At 50.1% G+C, this 20,783-nt stretch carries 17 protein-coding genes; 15 read left to right on the forward strand and 2 right to left on the reverse strand.

Annotation, left to right across the window (positions count from 1 at the left end):
* Positions 1–11 precede the first annotated feature (11 nt).
* The 15 genes from tssH (at position 12) to AC8GFZ_RS03190 (ending at position 18,841) form a co-directional block, all read left to right on the forward strand.
* A complete protein-coding gene (tssH, locus tag AC8GFZ_RS03120) occupies positions 12–2,717 on the forward strand; it encodes a type VI secretion system ATPase TssH (RefSeq protein ID WP_506642247.1) in 2,706 nt (901 codons plus the stop codon).
* Positions 2,714–4,729, forward strand: a complete 2,016-nt coding sequence (locus AC8GFZ_RS03125) for a type VI secretion system Vgr family protein (protein WP_506642249.1) — start codon at positions 2,714–2,716, stop codon at positions 4,727–4,729. The genes tssH and AC8GFZ_RS03125 overlap by 4 nt, the downstream gene beginning before the upstream one ends.
* Before the next feature lie 14 nt (positions 4,730–4,743).
* Entirely contained in the window at positions 4,744–5,472 is a 729-nt protein-coding gene (locus AC8GFZ_RS03130; RefSeq protein ID WP_506642251.1) for a toxin-antitoxin system YwqK family antitoxin, read from the forward strand.
* Positions 5,472–5,858 carry a DUF4280 domain-containing protein gene (locus tag AC8GFZ_RS03135; RefSeq protein ID WP_506642253.1) on the forward strand — a complete coding sequence of 129 codons (387 nt, stop codon included), beginning with the start codon at positions 5,472–5,474 and terminating at the stop codon, positions 5,856–5,858. Before AC8GFZ_RS03130 ends, AC8GFZ_RS03135 begins: the two co-directional genes overlap by 1 nt.
* A 9-nt stretch (positions 5,859–5,867) precedes the next feature.
* Positions 5,868–6,116, forward strand: coding sequence for a hypothetical protein (locus tag AC8GFZ_RS03140; protein ID WP_506642255.1), 249 nt, complete (start codon positions 5,868–5,870; stop codon positions 6,114–6,116).
* Positions 6,117–6,131: 15 nt separating this feature from the next.
* The gene (locus AC8GFZ_RS03145) at positions 6,132–6,998 is read left to right on the forward strand and encodes a substrate-binding periplasmic protein (RefSeq protein ID WP_506642257.1); all 867 of its coding nucleotides are present in this window, start codon (positions 6,132–6,134) and stop codon (positions 6,996–6,998) included.
* Positions 6,995–8,293, forward strand: a complete 1,299-nt coding sequence (locus AC8GFZ_RS03150) for a dicarboxylate/amino acid:cation symporter (protein ID WP_506642259.1) — start codon at positions 6,995–6,997, stop codon at positions 8,291–8,293. Before AC8GFZ_RS03145 ends, AC8GFZ_RS03150 begins: the two co-directional genes overlap by 4 nt.
* A gap of 11 nt (positions 8,294–8,304) precedes the next feature.
* Positions 8,305–9,753, forward strand: a complete 1,449-nt coding sequence (locus tag AC8GFZ_RS03155; RefSeq protein ID WP_506642261.1) for a cation:dicarboxylate symporter family transporter — start codon at positions 8,305–8,307, stop codon at positions 9,751–9,753.
* 77 nt (positions 9,754–9,830) lie between these two features.
* Positions 9,831–10,373, forward strand: coding sequence for a hypothetical protein (locus tag AC8GFZ_RS03160; RefSeq protein ID WP_506642263.1), 543 nt, complete (start codon positions 9,831–9,833; stop codon positions 10,371–10,373).
* A gap of 10 nt (positions 10,374–10,383) precedes the next feature.
* On the forward strand, positions 10,384–11,715 hold the full coding sequence (gene tssK / locus AC8GFZ_RS03165; RefSeq protein ID WP_506642265.1) for a type VI secretion system baseplate subunit TssK: 1,332 nt from the start codon (positions 10,384–10,386) through the stop codon (positions 11,713–11,715).
* Positions 11,716–11,741: 26 nt separating this feature from the next.
* Positions 11,742–12,557, forward strand: a complete 816-nt coding sequence (locus AC8GFZ_RS03170) for a DotU family type IV/VI secretion system protein (RefSeq protein WP_506642267.1) — start codon at positions 11,742–11,744, stop codon at positions 12,555–12,557.
* Complete coding sequence (locus tag AC8GFZ_RS03175) at positions 12,551–16,648, forward strand: type VI secretion system protein (RefSeq protein WP_506642269.1); 4,098 nt, start codon at positions 12,551–12,553, stop codon at positions 16,646–16,648. The genes AC8GFZ_RS03170 and AC8GFZ_RS03175 overlap by 7 nt, the downstream gene beginning before the upstream one ends.
* A gap of 10 nt (positions 16,649–16,658) precedes the next feature.
* Positions 16,659–17,807: a type VI secretion system protein TssA gene (tssA, locus tag AC8GFZ_RS03180; RefSeq protein WP_506642271.1), complete on the forward strand. Its 1,149-nt coding sequence runs from the start codon at positions 16,659–16,661 to the stop codon at positions 17,805–17,807.
* Between the two features lie 36 nt (positions 17,808–17,843).
* On the forward strand, positions 17,844–18,599 hold the full coding sequence (locus tag AC8GFZ_RS03185) for an aspartate/glutamate racemase family protein (protein ID WP_506642273.1): 756 nt from the start codon (positions 17,844–17,846) through the stop codon (positions 18,597–18,599).
* A 113-nt stretch (positions 18,600–18,712) separates the two neighbouring features.
* Positions 18,713–18,841, forward strand: coding sequence for a hypothetical protein (locus AC8GFZ_RS03190; RefSeq protein ID WP_506642275.1), 129 nt, complete (start codon positions 18,713–18,715; stop codon positions 18,839–18,841).
* A gap of 78 nt (positions 18,842–18,919) precedes the next feature.
* Here AC8GFZ_RS03190 and AC8GFZ_RS03195 read toward each other — a convergent pair whose 3' ends face one another.
* Both AC8GFZ_RS03195 and AC8GFZ_RS03200 read right to left on the reverse strand, forming a co-directional pair.
* Complete coding sequence (locus tag AC8GFZ_RS03195; RefSeq protein ID WP_506642277.1) at positions 18,920–19,744, reverse strand: tripartite tricarboxylate transporter substrate binding protein; 825 nt, start codon at positions 19,742–19,744, stop codon at positions 18,920–18,922.
* Positions 19,745–19,959: 215 nt separating this feature from the next.
* Positions 19,960–20,769 carry an SDR family NAD(P)-dependent oxidoreductase gene (locus AC8GFZ_RS03200; RefSeq protein WP_506642279.1) on the reverse strand — a complete coding sequence of 270 codons (810 nt, stop codon included), beginning with the start codon at positions 20,767–20,769 and terminating at the stop codon, positions 19,960–19,962.
* Between the last annotated feature and the right edge of the window lie 14 nt (positions 20,770–20,783).

Raw genomic sequence — 20,783 nt, forward strand, 5'->3', positions numbered from 1 at the left:
AGATATGCCCCATGAAAATTGACCTCAGAACTTTACTGACCAAACTCAACCCCACATGCAAACAAGCCATTCGTTTGGCCGCAGAGCTTTGTGGCGGGCAATCGCATTTCAGTGTCGAGTTGGAGCATTTTTTATATAAATTGATGGAGGGGAAAGCTCCTGACGTAGAAATCCTCTTGGAGAATTTTGGCGTTGATTACGGCAAGGTCATGGCCCAATTGCAGCAGCGCTTGGACCAACTCAAGCGTGGCAACAAGGGCACACCTGCCATGTCTGGTGTTTTCGCCCCTCTGTTTCAAGAGGCATGGTTGTCGAGTTCCGTGTTGCTGGGCCAGCAGCAAGTTCGCTCGGGAACGGTTTTATTGGCCTTGTTGGAAGAAGACACGGTCAGGGGTGTGACATTTGAAGTGGCCCCCTTGCTTTTGGAAATACCCAGGGATCAGTTGCGAATCCAATTGGCTGAATTGCTCAAGGACTCCAATGAGGACGCTGGGCAAGCCACGGCAGAGGCCTTGACAAGTGCAGAAGCCTCTGCGGGATCTCCGCCTATTGCAAAAATGCCCAGCCTCACGCAGGCTGGAAACTCCAAGACGCCCAACTTAGATCAGTTCACGATTGATTTGACGGCCTTGGCCAGGCAGGGAAAGATTGACCCCGTGCGCGGACGCGATGCTGAGATCAGGCAGATCATTGACATTCTTTTGCGCAGACGACAAAACAATCCCATTTTGACCGGTGAAGCAGGGGTAGGAAAAACAGCTGTTGTGGAAGGCTTTGCGCAGCGCGTGGTACAAAAAGCTGTACCGCCAAACTTGCAACAAGTGGTGGTTCGCACACTCGATTTGGGCTTGCTGCAAGCGGGTGCCGGCATCAAAGGTGAATTTGAAAATCGTTTGAAGTCGGTGATTGCAGAAGTCAAAGCATCGGCAGTGCCTGTGATACTTTTCATCGATGAGGCCCATCAATTGATTGGCGCCGGTGGAGCCGAGGGCCAGGGTGACGCGGCCAATTTGCTCAAACCTGCCTTGGCCAGGGGCGAGTTAAGAACCATTGCGGCCACCACTTGGGCAGAATACAAAAAATATGTGGAGCGCGATCCTGCCCTGGCTCGTCGATTTCAAGTGGTCAAGGTGGAGGAGCCTGCCCCAGACTCGGCGATGGACATGCTCCGTGGCGTCGTTCCCACTTTGGAAAAGCACCATGCGGTGGAAATTTTGGACGAAGCGGTCAAAGATGCCGTTCGCCTTTCGCACCGTTACATCACCGGTAGGCAGTTGCCAGACAAAGCGATCAGCGTATTGGACACGGCCTGCGCCCGTGTGGCCGTGGGTCAGGCGGGAAAACCACAGGTGATTGAGGAAGTTGAGCAAAATATAGCCAGTTGCGAAGCCCAGTTGCGTTTGATCCAGCATGGCGTTGCCACGGGATTGGACCGCCGCAGTGAAATCAAACCCTTGCAAGACGAACTCTTAGCGCTCAAAAATAAGCACACACATTTGAGTGAAAAACTATCGCATGAAAGACATGCGGTCAATGAAATACTGGCTTTGCGACGCTTGATCGCCATCGAAGGCGCGGACAGTGAGGGTTCGGAAAACGAAGACAGTGTCAGCCATACCGAGCAACTTAAACGTCTGGAAAAAGGCCTAGAAGCGATTCAAGACGATGAGCCCATGGTTCCTGTTTGCGTCGATTCGCGCACGGTGGCCGAAGTGATATCGGGCTGGACGGGTATTCCCGTGGGAAAAATGATGGCCGATGAAATACACACGGTTTTGCATCTGAAAGACAGGTTGTCGGAGCGAGTGGTTGGACAAGGTGAGGCCTTGGATGCGATTGCGCGGCGTGTCAGAACTTTCAGGGCTGATTTGGATGACCCAGGTAAACCCGTTGGTGTGTTCATGTTGGTCGGACCCAGTGGTGTTGGAAAGACCGAAACTGCATTTGCCCTTGCCGACATGCTTTATGGCGGTGAACGAAACATGATCACCATCAACATGTCTGAGTTCCAAGAGCCGCATTCTGTCTCCAGCCTCAAAGGAGCACCCCCTGGATACGTGGGGTACGGCAAGGGTGGTGTTTTGACGGAGGCCGTCAGGCGTCGTCCTTACAGTGTGGTCTTGTTGGACGAAATGGAAAAAGCGCACCCCGATGTTTTAGAGGTGTTCTTTCAGGTCTTTGACAAAGGATCGATGGAGGATGGTGAGGGTGTCACCATTGATTTTAAAAACACCTTGATTTTGCTCACTTCGAACGCTGCCCAGGATGTGATCACCAATGCCTGTCGCGGGGGACTTCGACCCAGCATGGCCGAGTTAACTGAGATGCTGCGACCTGCATTGCTCAAGGAATTCAGCCCAGCCTTTTTGGGGCGCATGGTCTTGGTGCCTTACTTCCCATTGGGTGATGAGCAAATTTCCAATATTGTGAAGCTCAAGCTTCAAAAATTGGTAGAGCGTTTCGCAAGCAATCACCACGCCAAGTTAACTTGGGACAGCGGGGTGATCAGTTTAATCACACAGCGATGCACCGAAGTTGACAGCGGTGCAAGAAATATTGATTTCATTCTCACCCAATCCGTATTGCCTGAACTTTCGTCATTGGTCTTGGAGCGCATGTCGACCGCAACACCGTTCAGTGCTGTGCATATCAAGGTCAATGGCCTGGGTGAGTTCGATTACACCTTTGTCGATAAACCCATGAGGGGCACCGATTGAAAACGGATTTTGTTCAGTCCGGTGGTTTTTTGACCATAGACACACCTTTTGGTGCCAATGATTTGCTGCTGGATGGCATGGAAGGCGCCGAGGGAATATCAGAACTGTACAAATTTAATTTGTTCATGCGCTCGGGCAGTTCGAATTTGTCGGCCGCCACCATTGTGGGGAAAAACGTCACCGTGACCATGGAGGTGGAGGGCGGATCAAAACGATATATCCATGGCATCGTTTCTCGGTTTATACAAAGTGGCTATGACGTTGACTTTGCCACCTACCAAGCCGAACTGGTGCCATCGCTTTGGTTGCTGACCTTGAGCAGAGACCGAAAAATATACCAAACAAAATCAATACTGGATATCGTCAAAGCGGTGCTGGGTGATGGCGGCATCACATTTTCAGACAAAACATCTGGCACCTATACAGCTTTGGACTATTGCGTTCAGTACGACGAAACTGATTTTGACTTTATCTCCAGACTCATGGAGCACGCAGGAATCTTCTACTATTTCACCTTTACCAGCAGCGGCCATACCATGGTCTTGGGCGATGCCGCCTCTGCACACAGCAGTTGTGCGGGTGCCAGTACTTTGCGATTTTTTCCCAGGACGGGTCAGACCAATCCGATCGATACGGTGTATCGGTTTGAATTTGAAAAAAGAGTCGCACTCAAGTCAGCCACAGTCTCAGATTACGACTTTGTCAAACCAGCCACTTCTTTGAGTGGAAACAATGCCGCAACCACCGGAAGTGGTGCCATTTATGAGTTTGGAACCGGTAGCGCCACAGCAAGCGAAAGCACCGCCAAAGCAAAAATTCGAGTGGATGCAGCTCAAGTCACATCCACTTTGCTTCGTGGTGATAGTTTTGCTTATGCGTTGAATGCAGGGACCAGCTTTACCCTATCAGATCATTTCATTTCCACGCTGAACGCATTGCATGTGGTCAGGCGTGTTCACCACACAGCCCGGGACGACTTGTACAGCAACGCCTTTGAGGCGTTTCCCGCAGCTAGCGCTTTTCGGCCGCCCATGGTGACACCTTTGCCCAGAGCCATGGGCAGTGAAACCGCTAAAGTGGTTGGACCCAGTGGTGAGGAAATTTGGACCGATCAGTATGGCCGAATCAAGGTTCAGTTTCCCTGGGATCGAGACGGAAAAGGCGACGACAAAAGCTCATGTTGGATTCGCGTGTCACAGTCATTGGCCGGTGTGGGATTTGGTGCACTGTTTTTGCCACGCATAGGGCAGGAGGTGGTTGTCAGTTATTTGAACGGAGATCCCAGCCGCCCATTGATCACTGGAAGTGTTTATAACGGAACCAACACCACGCCAGTCAAACTGCCAGATCACCAAACACAAAGCACCATTGCCACCTGGTCCTCAAAACAAGGTACTGCAGGGAATATTGTCCGGTTTGAAGATAAAAAAGATGCGGAACAGCTTTACTTTCATGCCCAAAAAGATTTGTTGACCGAAATCGAAAATGCATTGACAACCACGGTCATCGCTGGTGCCGAGATACACACCGTGAAAAAGGGTGACCGCACCGTTGATGTTCAAACTGGCAAAGAAACCCACAATGTCAAAGGAACAAGAACACTGGACATCACCGGTGATGAAACGCATAAAAATGGTGCCAAGTTCACCCAAAACGTCAAGGGTGACTTTGAATTGGTGGTGGATGGGAAATTGACCATCACGGTCACTGGCGCGGTGCAGATCAAATCTAGCGCAGATGTTCTGCTTGACGCCGGGACTAGCTTGACCAGCAAAGCAGCACAGGCGTTGACCCAGCAGGCTGGCACGGCCTTGACCAATAAGGCTGGCACAGAGTTGACCAATCAAGCTGGCACCAATTTGTTGAACAAAGCCGGCGTGAATCTGACCAATCAGGCTTCAGTTCAACTTGAAAACAAAGGTGCCATGATTGTGAGCAAGGCTGATGCCATGCACAACGTTGAGGCGGGTGCGATGCTGACGCTCAAAGGTGCGTTGACGCAAATCAACTGAACTGCACAAAAGACATGAATAAGACCGCCCCGTCATATCCCATGAGTGAAATGGGTGCTCCATTGGGTTTGGAGGATTTTGAAAGCCTCCATCCGGATGGTTCATTGTTTCGGCAGGGAACGATGAAAGAGGGTCAATTGCATGGATTGCTCAGAGAATTCGATGAGACTGGTACATGTCGTTTGATATCTCATTTCAAAGATGGTCTGCTTGATGGGTTGACTCAAATTTTTGATGCTTCCGGTTTGCCAATTCAAAAATCGCATTACAAAGCCGGCCATGCGGACGGGGTAATGGAGGTCTACGCCAGGGGCAAGTGTGTTCTTCAGCAGAATTACTCTGAGGGTGTGGCAGCAGGGGCGTGCAAAACCTATGACGCAGCTGGACTGGTCAGTACATTGCTCAATTATTCGGGAGGTGATATCGATGGCCCAGCCACTTTTTATTTTGAAGGTCGATTGATCAGGGAGTCGCTCTACAAAAAAGGACAGCTGCACGGCGTATCCAGCGATTTTGATCGCGATGGAAAGTGTGTTCAAACTGCGTGTTATCAAAATAATCTTCTGGATGGACCATTGGTCAGATATTGGCCCAATGGAAAGATCATGGAAGAACTGAGCTACAAAGGTGGCGTGCCACAGGGATTGCCGCAGCGATTTGATCTGAAGGGCAAGGAGTTGGAGCCAGAACAAGGCACGGCTTCCATTTTGCGGCGACTTGAAACCATGGTGAGGGGGCAGTAATGGCCAATCAAGTTTGCATGGGCGCCATGCTCAAGTGCAGTTTTGGCATGGCGCCTGGAACGCTCATGGTCCTGCCCACCAACTTGGTGATGACCAAAGTGCCTGATGCGAACATCATGGACAACAAACCCATGCTGAACATCATGCCATTTGGCATGTGTCAATCCATGGCCAACCCCATGGTGATTGCCGCGACAGCTGCAGCTTTGGGTGCATTGACACCCATGCCATGCATTCCAATGACCATGGCCCCTTGGGTTCCTGGCTCACCCACGCAACTTCTCGGAAAAATGCCCACCCTGAACAATTCCTCCAAGTTGATGTGCATGTGGGGGGGCGTGATTGAAATCAATATGCCGGGTCAATTCACGGTCACCGTGAAATAGGACATTTAAATGGAATACAACTTCAGTGTCACTCGCCGGTTGCTGGCTATTTTCATGATCTGCAGTTGCTTATTTGTGGCATGTATTTTTTTCCTGGGGTTTGAGTTTGGTAAAAAAATGAGTACTCAGCCCACAAACGGCTTGACTGGGTTGAAAACTGAGGTCACCCAAAAAATGGAGCAAGAGGTTCAATCGGCGTCAGCCATGAAGGGTGCTCTTGTACCACCCGTACCGGTTCTTGACAAAAAGTTGCCTTGATATTTTGAGCACACCATGGTGAATACCAATCGAAGATCTTTTTTAGACCGCTGGGGGCGTTGGACGTTATCGCTGGGAGGCGGTGCCTGGATGCTGCCTGCGCATGGGGTAAATTCCAAAAAGCCGGATACGGGACAGCCGTCTGAAGTGCTCACCCCATCTTCAGACTTGCAGTGGCTCGCTAACAAAGGAGAGTTGGTCGTCGGTTTTGTCAGCCAGGACGATGTCCCTTTTTTTTACGAAAAGGGCAGCGAGACCTTGGGTTTGGAGATTGAACTCGCAAAACGATTTGCGCGGTCCATTAACTTGCGACTCAGGGTAGACAGGTCCGCGAAAACGTATCAGGAAATTGTCGATTTAGTCGCCGAAAAAAAAATCCACATTGGTTTTCATTCAACGCCGACGTTTAGGCGCGTGCAAAAGGTGTCATTTAGCAATGCATATTCCAAACTGCCTCATTCTTTGATTTTGAACCGGGTCGAGTTGGCTAAATTGTCCAATGGTTCCAGAGTAGACAAGGTATTGCGTCAATTTTCTGGAACCATGGGAATTCTTGCCAACTCTGCGTGGGATGAATTCGCCAATGATAATTTTCCCAAAGCCAAAGTGATTGGATTTCCCAGTTGGGAGGATGTGGCCGATGCAGTGTTGTCTGGGCGTGTCATTTGTGGGTATCGAAACGAGTTTTACACCCGAAAAATTCTGAAATCAAATCCCAGTCGAGCATTGTCTTTGAAGATTGTTAGCTTCAGTGATTTGTCCCATGATCTGTCTTTCGCGGTGAGCCATGACAACAAAATTTTGAAAGAGCTGCTGAACGAGTTTGTGTCACACCGCCCTGGACAACTGCACATGGATGAGTTGCTGAGAAGCCTTGTGTGAAATACACCATGGAGCACACCCCCTCGTCACAAAGAGTTATTTGGTTGCATTCCCCAGTGGTGCTGATTGCCGCACTGCTTTTGGGAGGGCTTTTTGGATTTTTATCACCACTTCGAATTTCTGCTGTTTATTTTCTTGCGGAAATTTATATTGATTTGTTGCAGATTTTGGTTGTGCCGCTCATCCTTTGCTCGATCATTTTGAATATTCAAGGCATGTTCAAGGAGAGAGCCTATGCAAGAACGGGCTTGCGTGCCATGTCAGGTTTGGCGTTCATGGCGCTGCTGCCCGCCTTGATGGGCATGGCAGCCGCATATGTTTTTCAACCAGGCGCTGAATTCACCAACGAAAATGTGTGGCGCATCGAGAAAGTGTTGGGCGGAAACAATATTGACCATGTCAGCAGAATAAGTTTTTACTCAGAGACCATTGAAAGTTCCCTTCCAGGTATGGATGGGCTGATCAGTGCGATCCTTCCAAGCAATATTTTTCAATCTCTCGCCCAGGGCGAAGAAACCAAAATTGCTGTATTTGCAATCATGTTCGGATTTGCAGTGGCCGTGCTCAATTCCCGCTTGAAAGATGACTTCAATCAATCCTTGGTGACTGTGATTTCTGCATGCTTCAAATTAAGCTCTATTTTTAGGCATGCCTTACCGGTTGCGATCTTTATCGTCGCAGCCCATTTGAGCGCTCACATGGGAGTTGATGCATTGATTCTTCTGGCAAATTTTTTGATGGCATTTTCATCCATGGCCTTTTTGTTGTGCGTTTTATCTTTTGCTATTTTAAAAATGCGCTCAGATGCGACCCATGGGGATGTCTTGTCATCGTTGCGGCCCACGCTCAGTATTGCCATGGCCACGGGTGAGCATTCTGCGGTGGGCATTCCACAAATGGTCGAAACCATGTCGATGCGACTCGGGTTCACACAGGATAAGGTGGAGTTTCTGGTTCCTTTGGCAGCATGCTTTGTGCGGTCAGCACCCATCATGTATTTTGCAATGGCCACTGTCTTTATTGCACAAATTTATGGGCACCCGATCAGCAACGCTGAGTTGCTGCTCATTGTGGGCTTGTCCATCGTCCAGGGCTTTGCTTCAATGGGTTTGCAAGGTGCAAATAAGTTGGCGCTTTTGGCCGTGATCTGTAATCCGTTGGGTTTGCCCACTGAGGCTGTCGTCTTGTTGCTGTTGGCGGTTGAACCCATTTGTGCGTTTCTCAGTGGTTTGACAATGTCAATGTCGCAATGCGCATATGTGGCGCTGATTGCGAATAAGCCGATTCGACTTTGACGATGATGTCAATGAACCATCGCTCTGACTGGAGCCAAAATCCATGGCTTTTTATCGGGCTTCCTATGTTGGGAGCGGTGTTGGCATGGTTCATCCCTTCCGCCTCTCTCTGGTTCAACCCCCTGTTGAAAATCTACGTCGATTTGCTCAACTTGTTTGTGGTGCCATTGATTTTGTTGGCGATTATTTTTGGATTGGCCAATTTTTCACGATTGCCCAACTCGCCTGTTCGCTTTCTTGTTGCGGTAACGCTTGGTTTTGCAGGTCTACTGGCGTGCGGTACGGTGGCTGTGGTTGTCGGTGCATTGTTTTCCCCCGGCGCAGGTTTGACTGAAATGAATCAATGGAATTTAGGTCAGTTGTCCTTGAAACACGAATCCATACACTCATTGCAATTATTTGAGGCGTCTGAGCTACCGCCAGATGGCCTGGTTTACAAGTTCACGCCTGACAATTTGTTCCACGCATTTGCGAATGAGTCGTTGGGCCTGTCCATGGTCGGCGCCTTGATATTGGGTTTGGGTTTTGCCTGGCTGCCGACGAATGTCAGCAAGCCTTTGTTTGACCGGTTAGAGTTTATTTATCAGGCCCTGGAGATTTTGATCACCACCATTAACAAAATGCTGCCCATGGTGGCGTTTGCATATGCTGTTCATTTGGTGGCGGGTATGGGGCAGGGGGGGCTGGGTTTGATCTCGGAATTCTTCAAACCCTTCGTTATTTCTGTTTTATTTTCGGGTGGTTTTTTGCTTTGGGTGATCTCTTTTTCGGCAGGCACATCCATCTTGAAAACCATGAGCGCACTGAAAGAGTCTTTGCTGATCAGTTTTCTGGCAAGAAACTCAGCGGCTGGTGTGCCCAGTGTCATTCATTGCCTGTGCGACGTATTTGGATTCCGTCGGGCCATGGTGAAGTTTTTGGCGCCTTTGTTCCCCTTCTTTTTTCACGCTGGTGAGGTGATTTTTCTTACCTTGTTGGCGATGTTCGTTGCGAATTTGTATCAGTCGCCATTGTCGACTTTGGATCATTTGCAAATTCTGATGTTGTCAATCATCTGCTCTTTTGTTTCTAGGGCGATGGTGGGCAGTGGAACTTTGATCATGGCTGGCTACATGAATCAATTCTTTAAGTTGCCTTTTGAAGCGATATTGCCTGCATTTGTCATCATTGAAGTGGTCGTTGCTGGCTTCAAAAGCGTTCTTTCGGTGTTGCTGTCTTGCGCCGTGATTTCGGTGGTGTCCAAGGGCTTGAGCCGTGAAATGCAAACAGACGAAACAGCCACCGAAACAGTACCAAAGCATTCACCCGTTACCTTTTCTATCGACAGGGGCGCTTTGATGATGATGGCTGCAATGGTTCTGGCCTTATTGATCACCGTTTTCTCCATTGGTGTTGGCTTGGGAGTACGCATGCCAGACGGGCTGTCTTTTTTAAGTCCTGAAACCCGCCGTCTAGCCTGATGTTCAACCTTAAGTGATTAATTTAAGTACAGGTTATTTATTGGTTTTTTCCTCTGATTAGGATAGACTAGACAGGCATGTTGTACAAAATTTCTTTCACTTTCCATGGGCTTGCTGCTTGCTTCAAGGCAGTGATGGTTTGGGGCGCATTGATGGGCATTTCCGCATGTTCAATTTTGGCCCCATCCAAAGGCGATCCAGGCTTGGCTGTTCCCAAATCTTTTTCCCCCAAATGGCCCGGTCTGGTTTTAAGCGCCGCTACCGATGTCAATGTCAACAGCGCCGTTGCTGTTGATATCGTTTTTGCGGGGACGGTTGAAGTTCAAACAATTTTGCAAAACCTCAACGCTGGGAAATGGTTTTCTTCCCGAGAGGGCACGATGCGCACTTTTTCGGAAACTTTGAAAGTTATCTCTCTAGAGTTGGTTCCTGGGCAAACAATCATGCTCAATAAGAGTGATTATTCAAAATTGATGTCAACAGGTGTTTTTGTTTTTGCCAACTACGCCACACCCGGTGAACACAAAAGCTGGATACCTCTGGACGACGTTGGCTATGTGATCACCTTGGAGAATCGAACTTTCAAAGTTGCTTCGGTCCTGACAAGTTCTAAATTTTGAATCCCTCATCATGACAGTATCTGCGCCACTCCCACACATTCAATGGCATGAAGGCATGCTGCTGTCGCCCCAGCACTTTCAACAAGAATCTGCACGCGTAGACACCTTGGTGGGATGGCAGTCATTGAGCGCCAATGCTTTGGCATGGGGCGTTAAGCACTTTGATATTGACGAAAGTCTGTTGGCCAACGGTTTGTTGCGTGTGAATTCTTTGGAAGCTGTTTTTCCCGATGGAACGCCTTTTGTTTTTAACGCTGAGAACGGTGATGGGCAGCAGCTTGAGCTTCAGCTGGCAGATTGGGAGGACGCACTCTCTGTTGGGGAGCTGAGTGTTTATGTGGCCTTGGGGATCAATCGATCGCTCAACGCGCCGGGTCAAGTCAGCAGATTTCATGGCATAGACGCATCAGCTGTGAATGACGAGATATCGGAGGCGCTCCCGGTTGATCTCCCGCGCATGAAACTCAAAGTGTTGATGATGGCGGGCGAAAGACCTTCTTCGATTTATCGATCGATGCGTTTGTTGTGTATCCGAAAAGAAAATGAAGTCTATAGCCTGGGTCCCAGTTTGCCCCCTTTGCTCAGCTTGACGCCTGAACATCCTATTTGGCAAAGCGTGTTTCATATCGTTGCCCAATTGCGGATCAAGGCTTTGTTTTTGGCCAAACTCACCAGTTCACCTTCTTCTCGTTTAGAGGAGAGGCTGGACGCACTCGAGCAACGAAATAAACTTTCCGCTTTGGTACAAGCCTTGGCGGGTTTGCAAGCGGTCTTGACTGCCCCAGAGCTACCCCCGTTTCTGTTGTATGTATCACTTTGCAATCAGCTCGGTGTGTTGAGCACATTGCGGCCTGGCGCAGTTCCTATCCAGGCACCGCGCTGGCAGCATGAAGATCCATTGGCGTCTTTTGAGCCTGTTTTGGCGGAAATTGAAGATTTGATGGCCGAAGTCAGTCAAGATTGGCGACCTTTGGTATTTGGTTTCGATGGCAACGTGTTCTCTTTGCCTGGTGAACGATTGCCAAAATCGGCTCATTTTTATATTGGATTGCGTGGACAAACGGATGCTGAATTGACTCAGTGGATGAATGGTGCGGTGATCGGATCTCAGACGGTTTGGACTTTGTTGAGTGACAGACGCGTTTTGGGTGTGTCGCGTAAAAAGGTAGACCAAGTGGAAGAGTTGGGTTTGCGGGCCAGCTCTGGGTACACCATCTTTTCTGTGGAGCTTCGAGAGAGTTTTATTGTTACGGATCAACCATTGCTGATCAGCAATGTGAATGAGGCAAATTTGATACCCAGGCCGCGAGAAATTGTGCTGTTCGAGAAAGCCAGCAAATAAACCCTTGAAGCCGGACAGACACCTTCATGCTCACTTCTGCCATCGCATTACAACAAACCTTGCCATCCCATCACCTTGCCAGTGGGGATGAGCTCTCCTCTGTTCAGTTTCGGGATTTTTTCCAAGTTTTGCATCGCGCGTCTCAACTGATATTGCGTGTGAGCGAAACCGATGCGCCAGAAGCTGCGCAGACTCTGAGCAAAGATTTGCTGCAACTCATTGAATTGCAAACGCTGGAAGCCAGGCGTTCTGGTGGTGCCGCAGCCATGGAGTATGAGTCGCAAGCGCGCTACCTCAAGGCTGTATTGGCGGATGAAATTTTGCTCAATTCAGATTGGGCTGGCCGAGAGCACTGGCGCCATGAGTTGTTGGAGGCGAAGCTGTTCAAATCCAGTCATGCAGGTGAGCAGGTTTTTTCCCAAATCGATCAATTGCTATCGGCCAGAGAGCCTTCGCAGCGTCCATTGGCCAAACTTTATTTGTATGTGATTTCTTTGGGGTTCAAAGGGCAATTTCGAGGTGATGCTGACTTGAGCAAACTGGCAAGCTATCGAAATGATCTTTTTCAATTCATTTTCCAGCGGCCTGCCGAATTGTCTGGTGCAGAAAGACGCTTATCCGAAGTGCCTTATGACAACACACTTTCACACTTTGCATCGCGCCGCCTCCCCAAAATCAGTCGTTGGTGGATCAAATTTGGATTGATCTTTGCGGGCATGCTGGTGGTATCGGAACTTGTCTGGCTGTGGCAATCGTGGCCAGTTAGAAAATCATTGGATGTCACCGTGGGAAGCGCTTCTGAGCGCCTTTCTTCCTCAAACCGAGGAGGGAGCTTATGCTGAGTTTTCTTTCGGAAAACATGGTTGTTTTGACCTTGACTTGTTTGGCCGTGGTCATTCTTTTGGTGATCATTTTTTTGATGAAAGTGGCCATCAAACATGGCAAGCAAGGTGCCAACAGTGCCACACTTGCTTCGACGACCCCAACCATACAAATCAGTTCGCTGAAACAGTCGTTTCGGCGTGCAATTGAGTTGATTGAAAATAATTTGGCAGAGCGATCCGAGCGTTACAACCTGTCTTGGACATTGGTGATCAATGGCGTTGGCCCTGATGATTTGCCTTTGTCGGCGAGTGGTCTGCAAAGCGCTTTGAGCAGTGATTCAGCCATTTCTGCTTCAGTGGATGGTGTTGGATGGAGTTTTTATGACAAGGGTGTTGCCGTTCAGTTGCAATCCAGTCAGTTGGGAGACCCTGATAACAAGGCAACCCAGGGAGTCTGGGATGAGTTTTTAAGCTTATGTCGGAGTTACAGGCCTGACCGACCCTTTGATTCCTTGGTTTTCACGTTGCCAGCTTCATCGCTGTTGGACACCAGCCCCGAGAATTTGGCGTCGCTATTGGCCATGGCCAAAGGGTTGAGCAGGCGTTTATGGTTGGCACAACATCGATTTGCGCTGCAATTTCCTGTCTACATTGTTGTCAGTGAATGCGAAAAAATCCCAGGCTTTGCTCGGTTTTCCTCCGCATTGCCATCGCCCATGCGGCGCAGCATCTTGGGTTGGTCTTCTCCATTTGATCTTTCGGCCCCGTTTCAGGAGAGGTGGATTGATCAAGGTATGGATGAGATATCCATGACGCTATCTGAAGCATGCATGGAGCTCAGTGCCCTAGAACTGCCTGACAGAGATTGTTCCGAATATTTTTTATTGCCCTCTGAGGTCAATAAGTTACGGGCTGGTATCCATGCGTTTATGGATGAGTTGATGCGCCCAAGCGCCTATCACGATCCATTTTTATTCCGTGGTTTTTATCTCACGGGTGACAGCAGTGAGTCTGCCGTTTTGCTTGGAAACCAGCACTCGCCCTATGCACTGGCGCAGGAAGACAGCCTGTATCAAGTGCGAAATGCCTTACAGCCAGCGTTTCTCAGGGACCTTTTTGAGAAAAAGATTTTTCCAGAAATTGGCTTGGTTCGGTCTGCGCGCACACAAAAATTGCGCAGACCCGCGGTGCACACGGCAGTTCGCTGGGGCACCGGTGGCTTTGTGGCGGTGTGGTTGGTGGCCCTTGGCTTGGCGTCACTCAAAATCAATTATGTGGCGGGTGAATTGGTCGGCGTGATTGAACAATTTAATCAAGAAACCAAAGATGCATTGCGCAGAAGCCGAGATGAAACATTTGACATTGCAAAAAGCAGAGACCGCGCTCTGCGCGCTTTGCGCTTGTTAGATTCCTTGAATGCCGGTGCTTTATGGGCTTTGCCCATGCCTGGGTCCTGGTCTTATGTGGACGACTTGAATTCAAAAGTGCAAAAGCGCATAGCAGATGGTTTTGCAAAAACCGCTTTTGATCCCATCCGAATCAGTCTCAATTCCGCGGTGGCCGACATGACTGGCGCCCCGATTGACAGCACCAATGGTGCATTGCTCGCAACCTCCAGTTGCAGCTTGCCTAAATCTTGGACAGAGAGAGCCAGCTTCACGGGGCAGCGCGATTTGGAGGTGGATGAGCAAGCCGAATTTGTTTTGTTGGAACAATATGTGAGGCGAGCAGAGGATCTGCAAAGGGCCGTCATGGCCTTGACTCGATTGACCGATAAAACACAAGCTGCGAACGGTGAGGACCTGCGGCTTTTGGTCAAGGTCTTGATGGGTGTTGAACTCAATGGCAACACTGGACAAATCGCGGACATTTTCCGCAAGAGCGCACCCAGCGGGGGCATGGTTGATTTGACCGCGTTGCGCCAGGCGTCCAGTTGTACCTTTGGTTTGATGTTTGATGAGTTGACGGAGGCTGTGCTTTCGAAGAATCACTTGTTGCAAACGGAATCGCGTTACTCTGAGTTGCTTGCACAAGTCAGCACGGAGACAACATCTTCATTTGATGGCACCCTGGGCGTTCAGGCATGGGAGGAACTTTCAACGCAGTTGCGTGAACAGGCCGCCTTTTTACAAGGCGGGAAAGGCGTGTGGATTCAACGCCGGTCGCCGCAGTTCGGCGCGAATTTTGACAAGCTATTGCAAGTGGCCAAGGGGAATGCACTCTTGGGTCCTGATGTGACAGAGGCGGCACTCAAACGATTGAACACTGCATTCGCTAAATTTTTGAATGAATGGGACAGCATTGGCAATGAAAACGCCAGCTCCTTGGTCGGCAAATTAGAGTGGAACGAAAAGGATAATCGATGGACATTCAACCCGGATAGACAGGTGTTGTCTGAGGTGCTGAATAAAATGCTGGCATTGCCGTACGTCAAAAATAATTCTCCTAAAAAATTGACGGAGTCCACCAGCCCCTCTGTCAGTTGGGATCGCCAAAGGCTAGACCAGGCGCTGTCATATGGTGATGTCAAAAGAAATTTGGAAAATGATCTTCTGCTGAAGTTTCCGGCGCAGTTGAAAGCCCCTGCCACCCGTTTTTTGTACGGAGCGCTGGCCTCTAAGGTTTTAGAGTCCACTTCTCAGGCCATGTTGTCAACCTCGCGGCCTGTTCAACAAATCTCGTTGCAAGAGTCGGATCAACCCCGATTGGCCCGGCTGGTTGCATTGCTTAACGAGTTGGGCTCTGCAGATGCTGCGGCGACGCTGAAGAACATTATTTCTCGGGACATCATGACCCGTCTTAAATTGCTCGATGACGGCTTCCATCAGGCCAATTTATTTTTGCCCAGAGATCCTGAGTTCAGAGCATGGAGTGGCGTTGGAAGCCCCCTTGTTCAGGTTTATGAAGCTTCCGATGCGACTGGCTTGGCGGCCTACGTGGCACAACAAGTGGCCTATATTGAAAACGCGACCAAAGAAGCAGAACCACTGTTGCAGATTTTGAGCAGTTTGCAACCCAATCACCCCTTGGTGCAAAAGTGGGCGGGGCTGAGTGCTGATGTCGCTCGAAACAAGTTAAAAAGTCCCACCAGTTCATTGGGGGGATTGGTGCAGTTTTTACTGAGCACTGGCACCGATTTGGAGTATGGCAATTGTATTGATCGTTTGTCAAAGGTCAGCACAACCAGGCGAAGCTTTGACATGTTTGCTGATCGTTTGCAGTCTTTGCAATCGGGTTTGTTGAGCCGATGTGTCGCCCTCAAAGACCAAGAGCGCAAACAGAGCTGGGCGCAATTTTCTTCTTTATTCAACCGGGATTTGTCTGGCCGCGCACCCTTCAAGGCTTCCTCCATCATCGGTGCGAGCTCTTCATCTGGCGGTGCAAGCCGATTGGATTTTCCTCCTGCTGAATTAGACGATGTGGCGGCAACGCTGAACCAATTTGATCGGGTCCAAAAAGCCTTGAGCGAGGTCTCACCCTCGTCAGGCGGGGCTAAATCTCAAATGTCTTATCCACCGCACATCAGAAAATTTGAAGAGCAGTTCGTCCGGGTGCGTCAACTTTTAGCACCGCTGTTCCCGGCTGAACCTGGTGCCCCTGCTGGTTACGATGTCAGTGTTGATTTCAGAGCCAATATCAGCGATGAAAAAGAAGGCGGGCGAATCATTGATTGGTCTATTTCAACAGGCAATCAGACCTTGCGTTTGAAGGATTCTGGCAAGTCTCTTTTTTGGGAGCCCGGGATGCCCATTGTGTTGTCCTTGCGCATAGCCAAAGACAGCCCACTGAAACCCAAGGCCGATGCCAGACAAGCGAACATGTCCATTGAGGACAAAGCCGTGACTTACCGTTACACCGACCCCTGGGCTTTGTTCAGCATTCTGACGGCCCATCGAGAGGCTGAGCGCAATGCACGCTTGGATGGGCGCGCTCAGTTGTTGCGATTTGAGTTTCCATTGTTGGCACAAACCGATGATGGCAAAACGATGGGCAATGAAACCCAGGCCCGGGTTTTCATCAGGTTGGCCATCAGTCCAGCGGGTAAAAAAACATTGCTGGCATGGCCGGCATCCTTCCCCACCAAAGCGCCAGAATGGACCATGCCTTGATGGCAAGTTTATGAGTACTGATTTTCTGTTCAAGCTCAGCGATCTATTAGAGCCAGTGGCCACTGAGTCACCTTGCGGCGCTTCATTGCGCTACGACCCCATCTATACGGATATTCGATTGGCCAGAGAAGAGGACGACCCCAATTTGCCCATGCGGCAATGGGAGCGCCCTCTGAAGAAAGCCGATTGGCTGTTCATAGAAACACAGTGCTTTGAAGCCTTGGCTAAAAAATCCAAAGACTTGCAATTGGTCGCATGGTTGACTGAAGCTTGGATGCGTTTATATGGTTTGCAGGGTTTGGCGTCGGGACTCAAACTCATGCACGATTTGCCCGTTGCGTTCTGGGAAGGGATTCACCCGCTGATCACCGACGGAGATACGGAGCCCCGCAAAGCGCCTTTCGAGTGGGTGAGTGAATCGCTTGCTGTCAGCTTGAAGATTCATGTGGTGATGATGACCATATTGGAGCGCAGTCCGTCAAAAATCACATTGGTGGAGTGGGACCGACTCACGGCAGAGGATGTCCATGCCCAAGATATTCTTCAACCTAAAAAAGAAACTGCCCCAGCAGAATTCCAATTGGAGCCCATCAGCCGTTCCGAGTTGTTGTCACTGGCCAAGAGTCCTGCACATGCCGAGTCTTTGCTTTTGCAATTGTCTCAAGTGCGTGAGTGCATCCAAATCGTGCAAAGTTTACAAAAATTTCTGGATGAAAAGCTGGCAACGGATTCGCCCAATTTGAGCAAACTGATGTCGTGCTTGTCGGCCTTTGAGCGGGTGCTGGCAGCGTTGACAGCGAGTTTAGGCAAAGGCAGTTCAACGGGCCATTCTCAGTCAACTTCCCAGGCGGAAGACTTACCTGATCAAGGTCATACAGCCATGCAAGAACAAGGTGAATACAATTTGCAGTCTTCCGAGTGGCAGTCTGGACAATGGCGCACACGTGAGGAAGCTTACGCAACCCTGGAAGCCGTTGCCAGCTATTTGCAACAACGAGAACCGCACAGTCCGACACCTTATTTGATTCAAAAGGCGGTGCGGTGGGGCAGATTGCCTCTTCCCGAGTTGATGAAAGAAATCATGCGAGAGGAGGGCGACTTGAATCGCATGTCTAATTTGTTTGGTCATACAGACCCGACTTCAGGCGTGGATCCATAAGCCTGTGATTGAACACGTGTTCCATGGGGATCATTCATGCCTGACACCACTGAAATGGCAGTACAACAAAAATTTCTGCTGATCAATCCCAATACCAGTGAAGCGACAACACTGAAGTTATATGAAAACCTGCTGCCCTTGCTGCCAGTGGGGTTCGGCTTAGATGTTCGAACTGTCAGCAAAGGTGCCCCGTACATCGCTTGCGAAGCGAGTCATGCCGTGGCTGCCAGCGCCTTATTGGAAACATGGGCAGACTATCTATCTGAGCAAAAGGCCCCAGATGGTGTGTTGATCGGATGCTTTGGTGACCCCGGTTTGTTCGCGCTGCGCGAGTCCAGCGCCTGCAAAGTCACTGGTTTGGCGGAGGCCTCATTTATGGAGGCATCTGAGCGGGGTTCATTTGCCATTGTCACGGGGGGGCTTCGCTGGAAACCCATGTTGCAGCGCTTGGCATTGACCTTGGGTTTTGGGGAAGCGCTGCTTCACATTGAAACTGTGACACCCACAGGGGCCATGTTGCAGGCCGACCCTGACATGGCCATTGAATGCCTGACACAAGCATGCCATGCCGCCTCCTTGCCTGGTGTTCGGTCAATTATTTTGGGCGGTGCAGGCTTGGCTGGCTTGGCTTCATTGATTCAACCGCATGTTGAATTGCCATTGATTGACAGTGTCCAAGCAGGTTTGCGGGTCTTGATCAAGGGAGAGGCACCCCAACCCATTCGCAGCGCCAATGGGTTTGTGGCCCGCTTGAACCATTTGTCTCCAGCCATGTTGCGCTTGGCTGATTGAGCGTTGCCTGAGATGATCAATTTCTTGGCTTGAATACAGATGTATTGTCACTTTTGTGCGCGATTATTTTCCAAATGCTTGCTCGACAGCGACGCCCCTGGCACAATAATTTGATGAACACATCACGCACTTCCCAGATCAAGGCCAAAGCCGCTCAGTACTATGCCGTTGGCATTGCATTCTTTTCTATCATTGTCGGCATCTTGGTCACCATCATGGTGATCGTCAACCGAAACAGCTGAACCGCCACCATCTGCTGGCCTTCCTCGATGGGGTAGGGCTTGAGAACCAAGCCCCTCAGCGGTGATTGAAATGTCAATTTAGTTGAGGCCTTTCATGGCATCGGCGAACAGCGCGTTTTGGTCTCTCAAGTATTGTTTGTATTCAGCAGGGTTCAAGTGCTTTATTTCAGCACCAAATAACTTTAAATTCCCGGCTATTTGAGGGTTGTACTTTTCGATCGTTTTTTGGGTTGCCAGGTAAATTTGATCGATCACCTCTTTGGGGGTGCCCTTGGGTGCTGAGATGCCGTAATACGCGGGCCCGGCGATTTTGTAGCCCAACTCTCGCAAGGTGGGAACATCTGGCAATGACTTCAGACGTTGCAGGCTGAACACCGCCAAGGGCCTCAATGCGCCCGATTCCACATGGGTCTGTACCGCGCCTACTGCGGCCGATGAAAGTTGGACATGACCTCCGAGCAAAGATGTGACAGCCGGGCCACTGCCTTTTTCTGGAATGTGGGTCCACTTGATGCCCGCCTCTTTGCTGAATATTTCCGCCAATAAATGGGTGATGCCCATGGCACCAGAAGTGGTGTAGTTGATGACCCCTGGCTTTGCTTTTGAATAGTCCACCAACTCCTTGAGTGTTTTCCACGGCGCATTTTTAGATACCACCAACATCATGCCGCCCTCTGAGAGGCTGGCAATGGGTTCAAAAGAGTCGAATGAATATTTGATGTCTTTATTGGCCAGGGGAACCACCACAATGGATCCTGGAGATGTGCCGACCAAAGTCAGTCCATCGGGTTTGCTGCTGGCCACTGTGCCAGCGCCGATGGCCCCACCCGCGCCCGGCTTGAACGACAACACCACAGGTTGCCCCAAAAATTCACCCATGCGATCAGCAAAGGGTCTGATCATGTTGTCTGTGTCCCCAGGTGCAAAGGGAATCACCAGCTGAATGGGCTTGCTGGGAAATGGGTCAGCCGCATGCCCTGGCAAAGCCATGGCCAAGAAAGGGGCTGCAGTGAGCCAAATCCCTATGCGCATTGATTTTTTGAGGGCATCAACCGCCATGAATGCAGGTGTGATGGGTCCATTTGAATGAGGTTTTTTCATGGGATTGCTCCTTGGGGTTAATCGCATTTCGCTGTCATGCCGCCGTCGACTATCAACTCGGTACCGGTGATGAAGCGCGCTTCGTCAGAGGCCAAAAAAAGTGCGGCATTGGCGGTATCGCGACCGTCACCCACAAAAGGCATGGGGATTCGCGCCTGACGGCGCTTTAAAAGGGCTTCAATATCGCCACCGCTTTGTGTTTTGGCCAGAACGGCGTCCACCAAAGGTGTGTGCAACTGACCGGGAAGGATCGAATTGATGCGGATCCCTTTTTTGGCGTACTCAATGGCCACAACCCGCCCAAATTGAATGACACCTGCTTTGGAAACGGCATAACCGACTTGGGCTGCACCGCTGAAACGAATCCCGGATATGGATGCGATATTGACAATCGATCCAGCGCCTTTTTGTTCCATGACTGGAATCACGTATTTGCAAGTCAAAAAAACCGACTTCAAGTTCAAGTCGATTTGGGCATCGAAACTGGCCTCTGACATGGAAACAGGGCCACCAGGCGCAGGCCCGCCCACGTTATTGACCAAGATGTCTATCTTGCCGTATCGATCCAAACAGGCTTGGACCATCGATTGCACGGACTCTGCCTGCGTGACATCCGCGACAAAGGGGGTGAAGTCGCCGCCAAATGCAGCGATCATTTGTTGGGTTTCGGCCATCGCATCAGCATCAATGTCCACGGCAAAAACCTTTGCCCCTTCTTGGGCAAAGCGCACGGCGGTTGCGCGTCCATTGCCCCATCCAGGGCCCACGCAGCCAGCACCGGTGATGATGGCCACTTTGTTGGTTAATCTGTGTGTGGGTTGATGCATGCGGTGTCCTGATG

Origin of the sequence: Limnohabitans rimovensis (SeqCode), assembly GCF_965234775.1 — a bacterium.
Taxonomy (GTDB): Bacteria; Pseudomonadota; Gammaproteobacteria; order Burkholderiales; family Burkholderiaceae_C; genus Limnohabitans; species Limnohabitans rimovensis.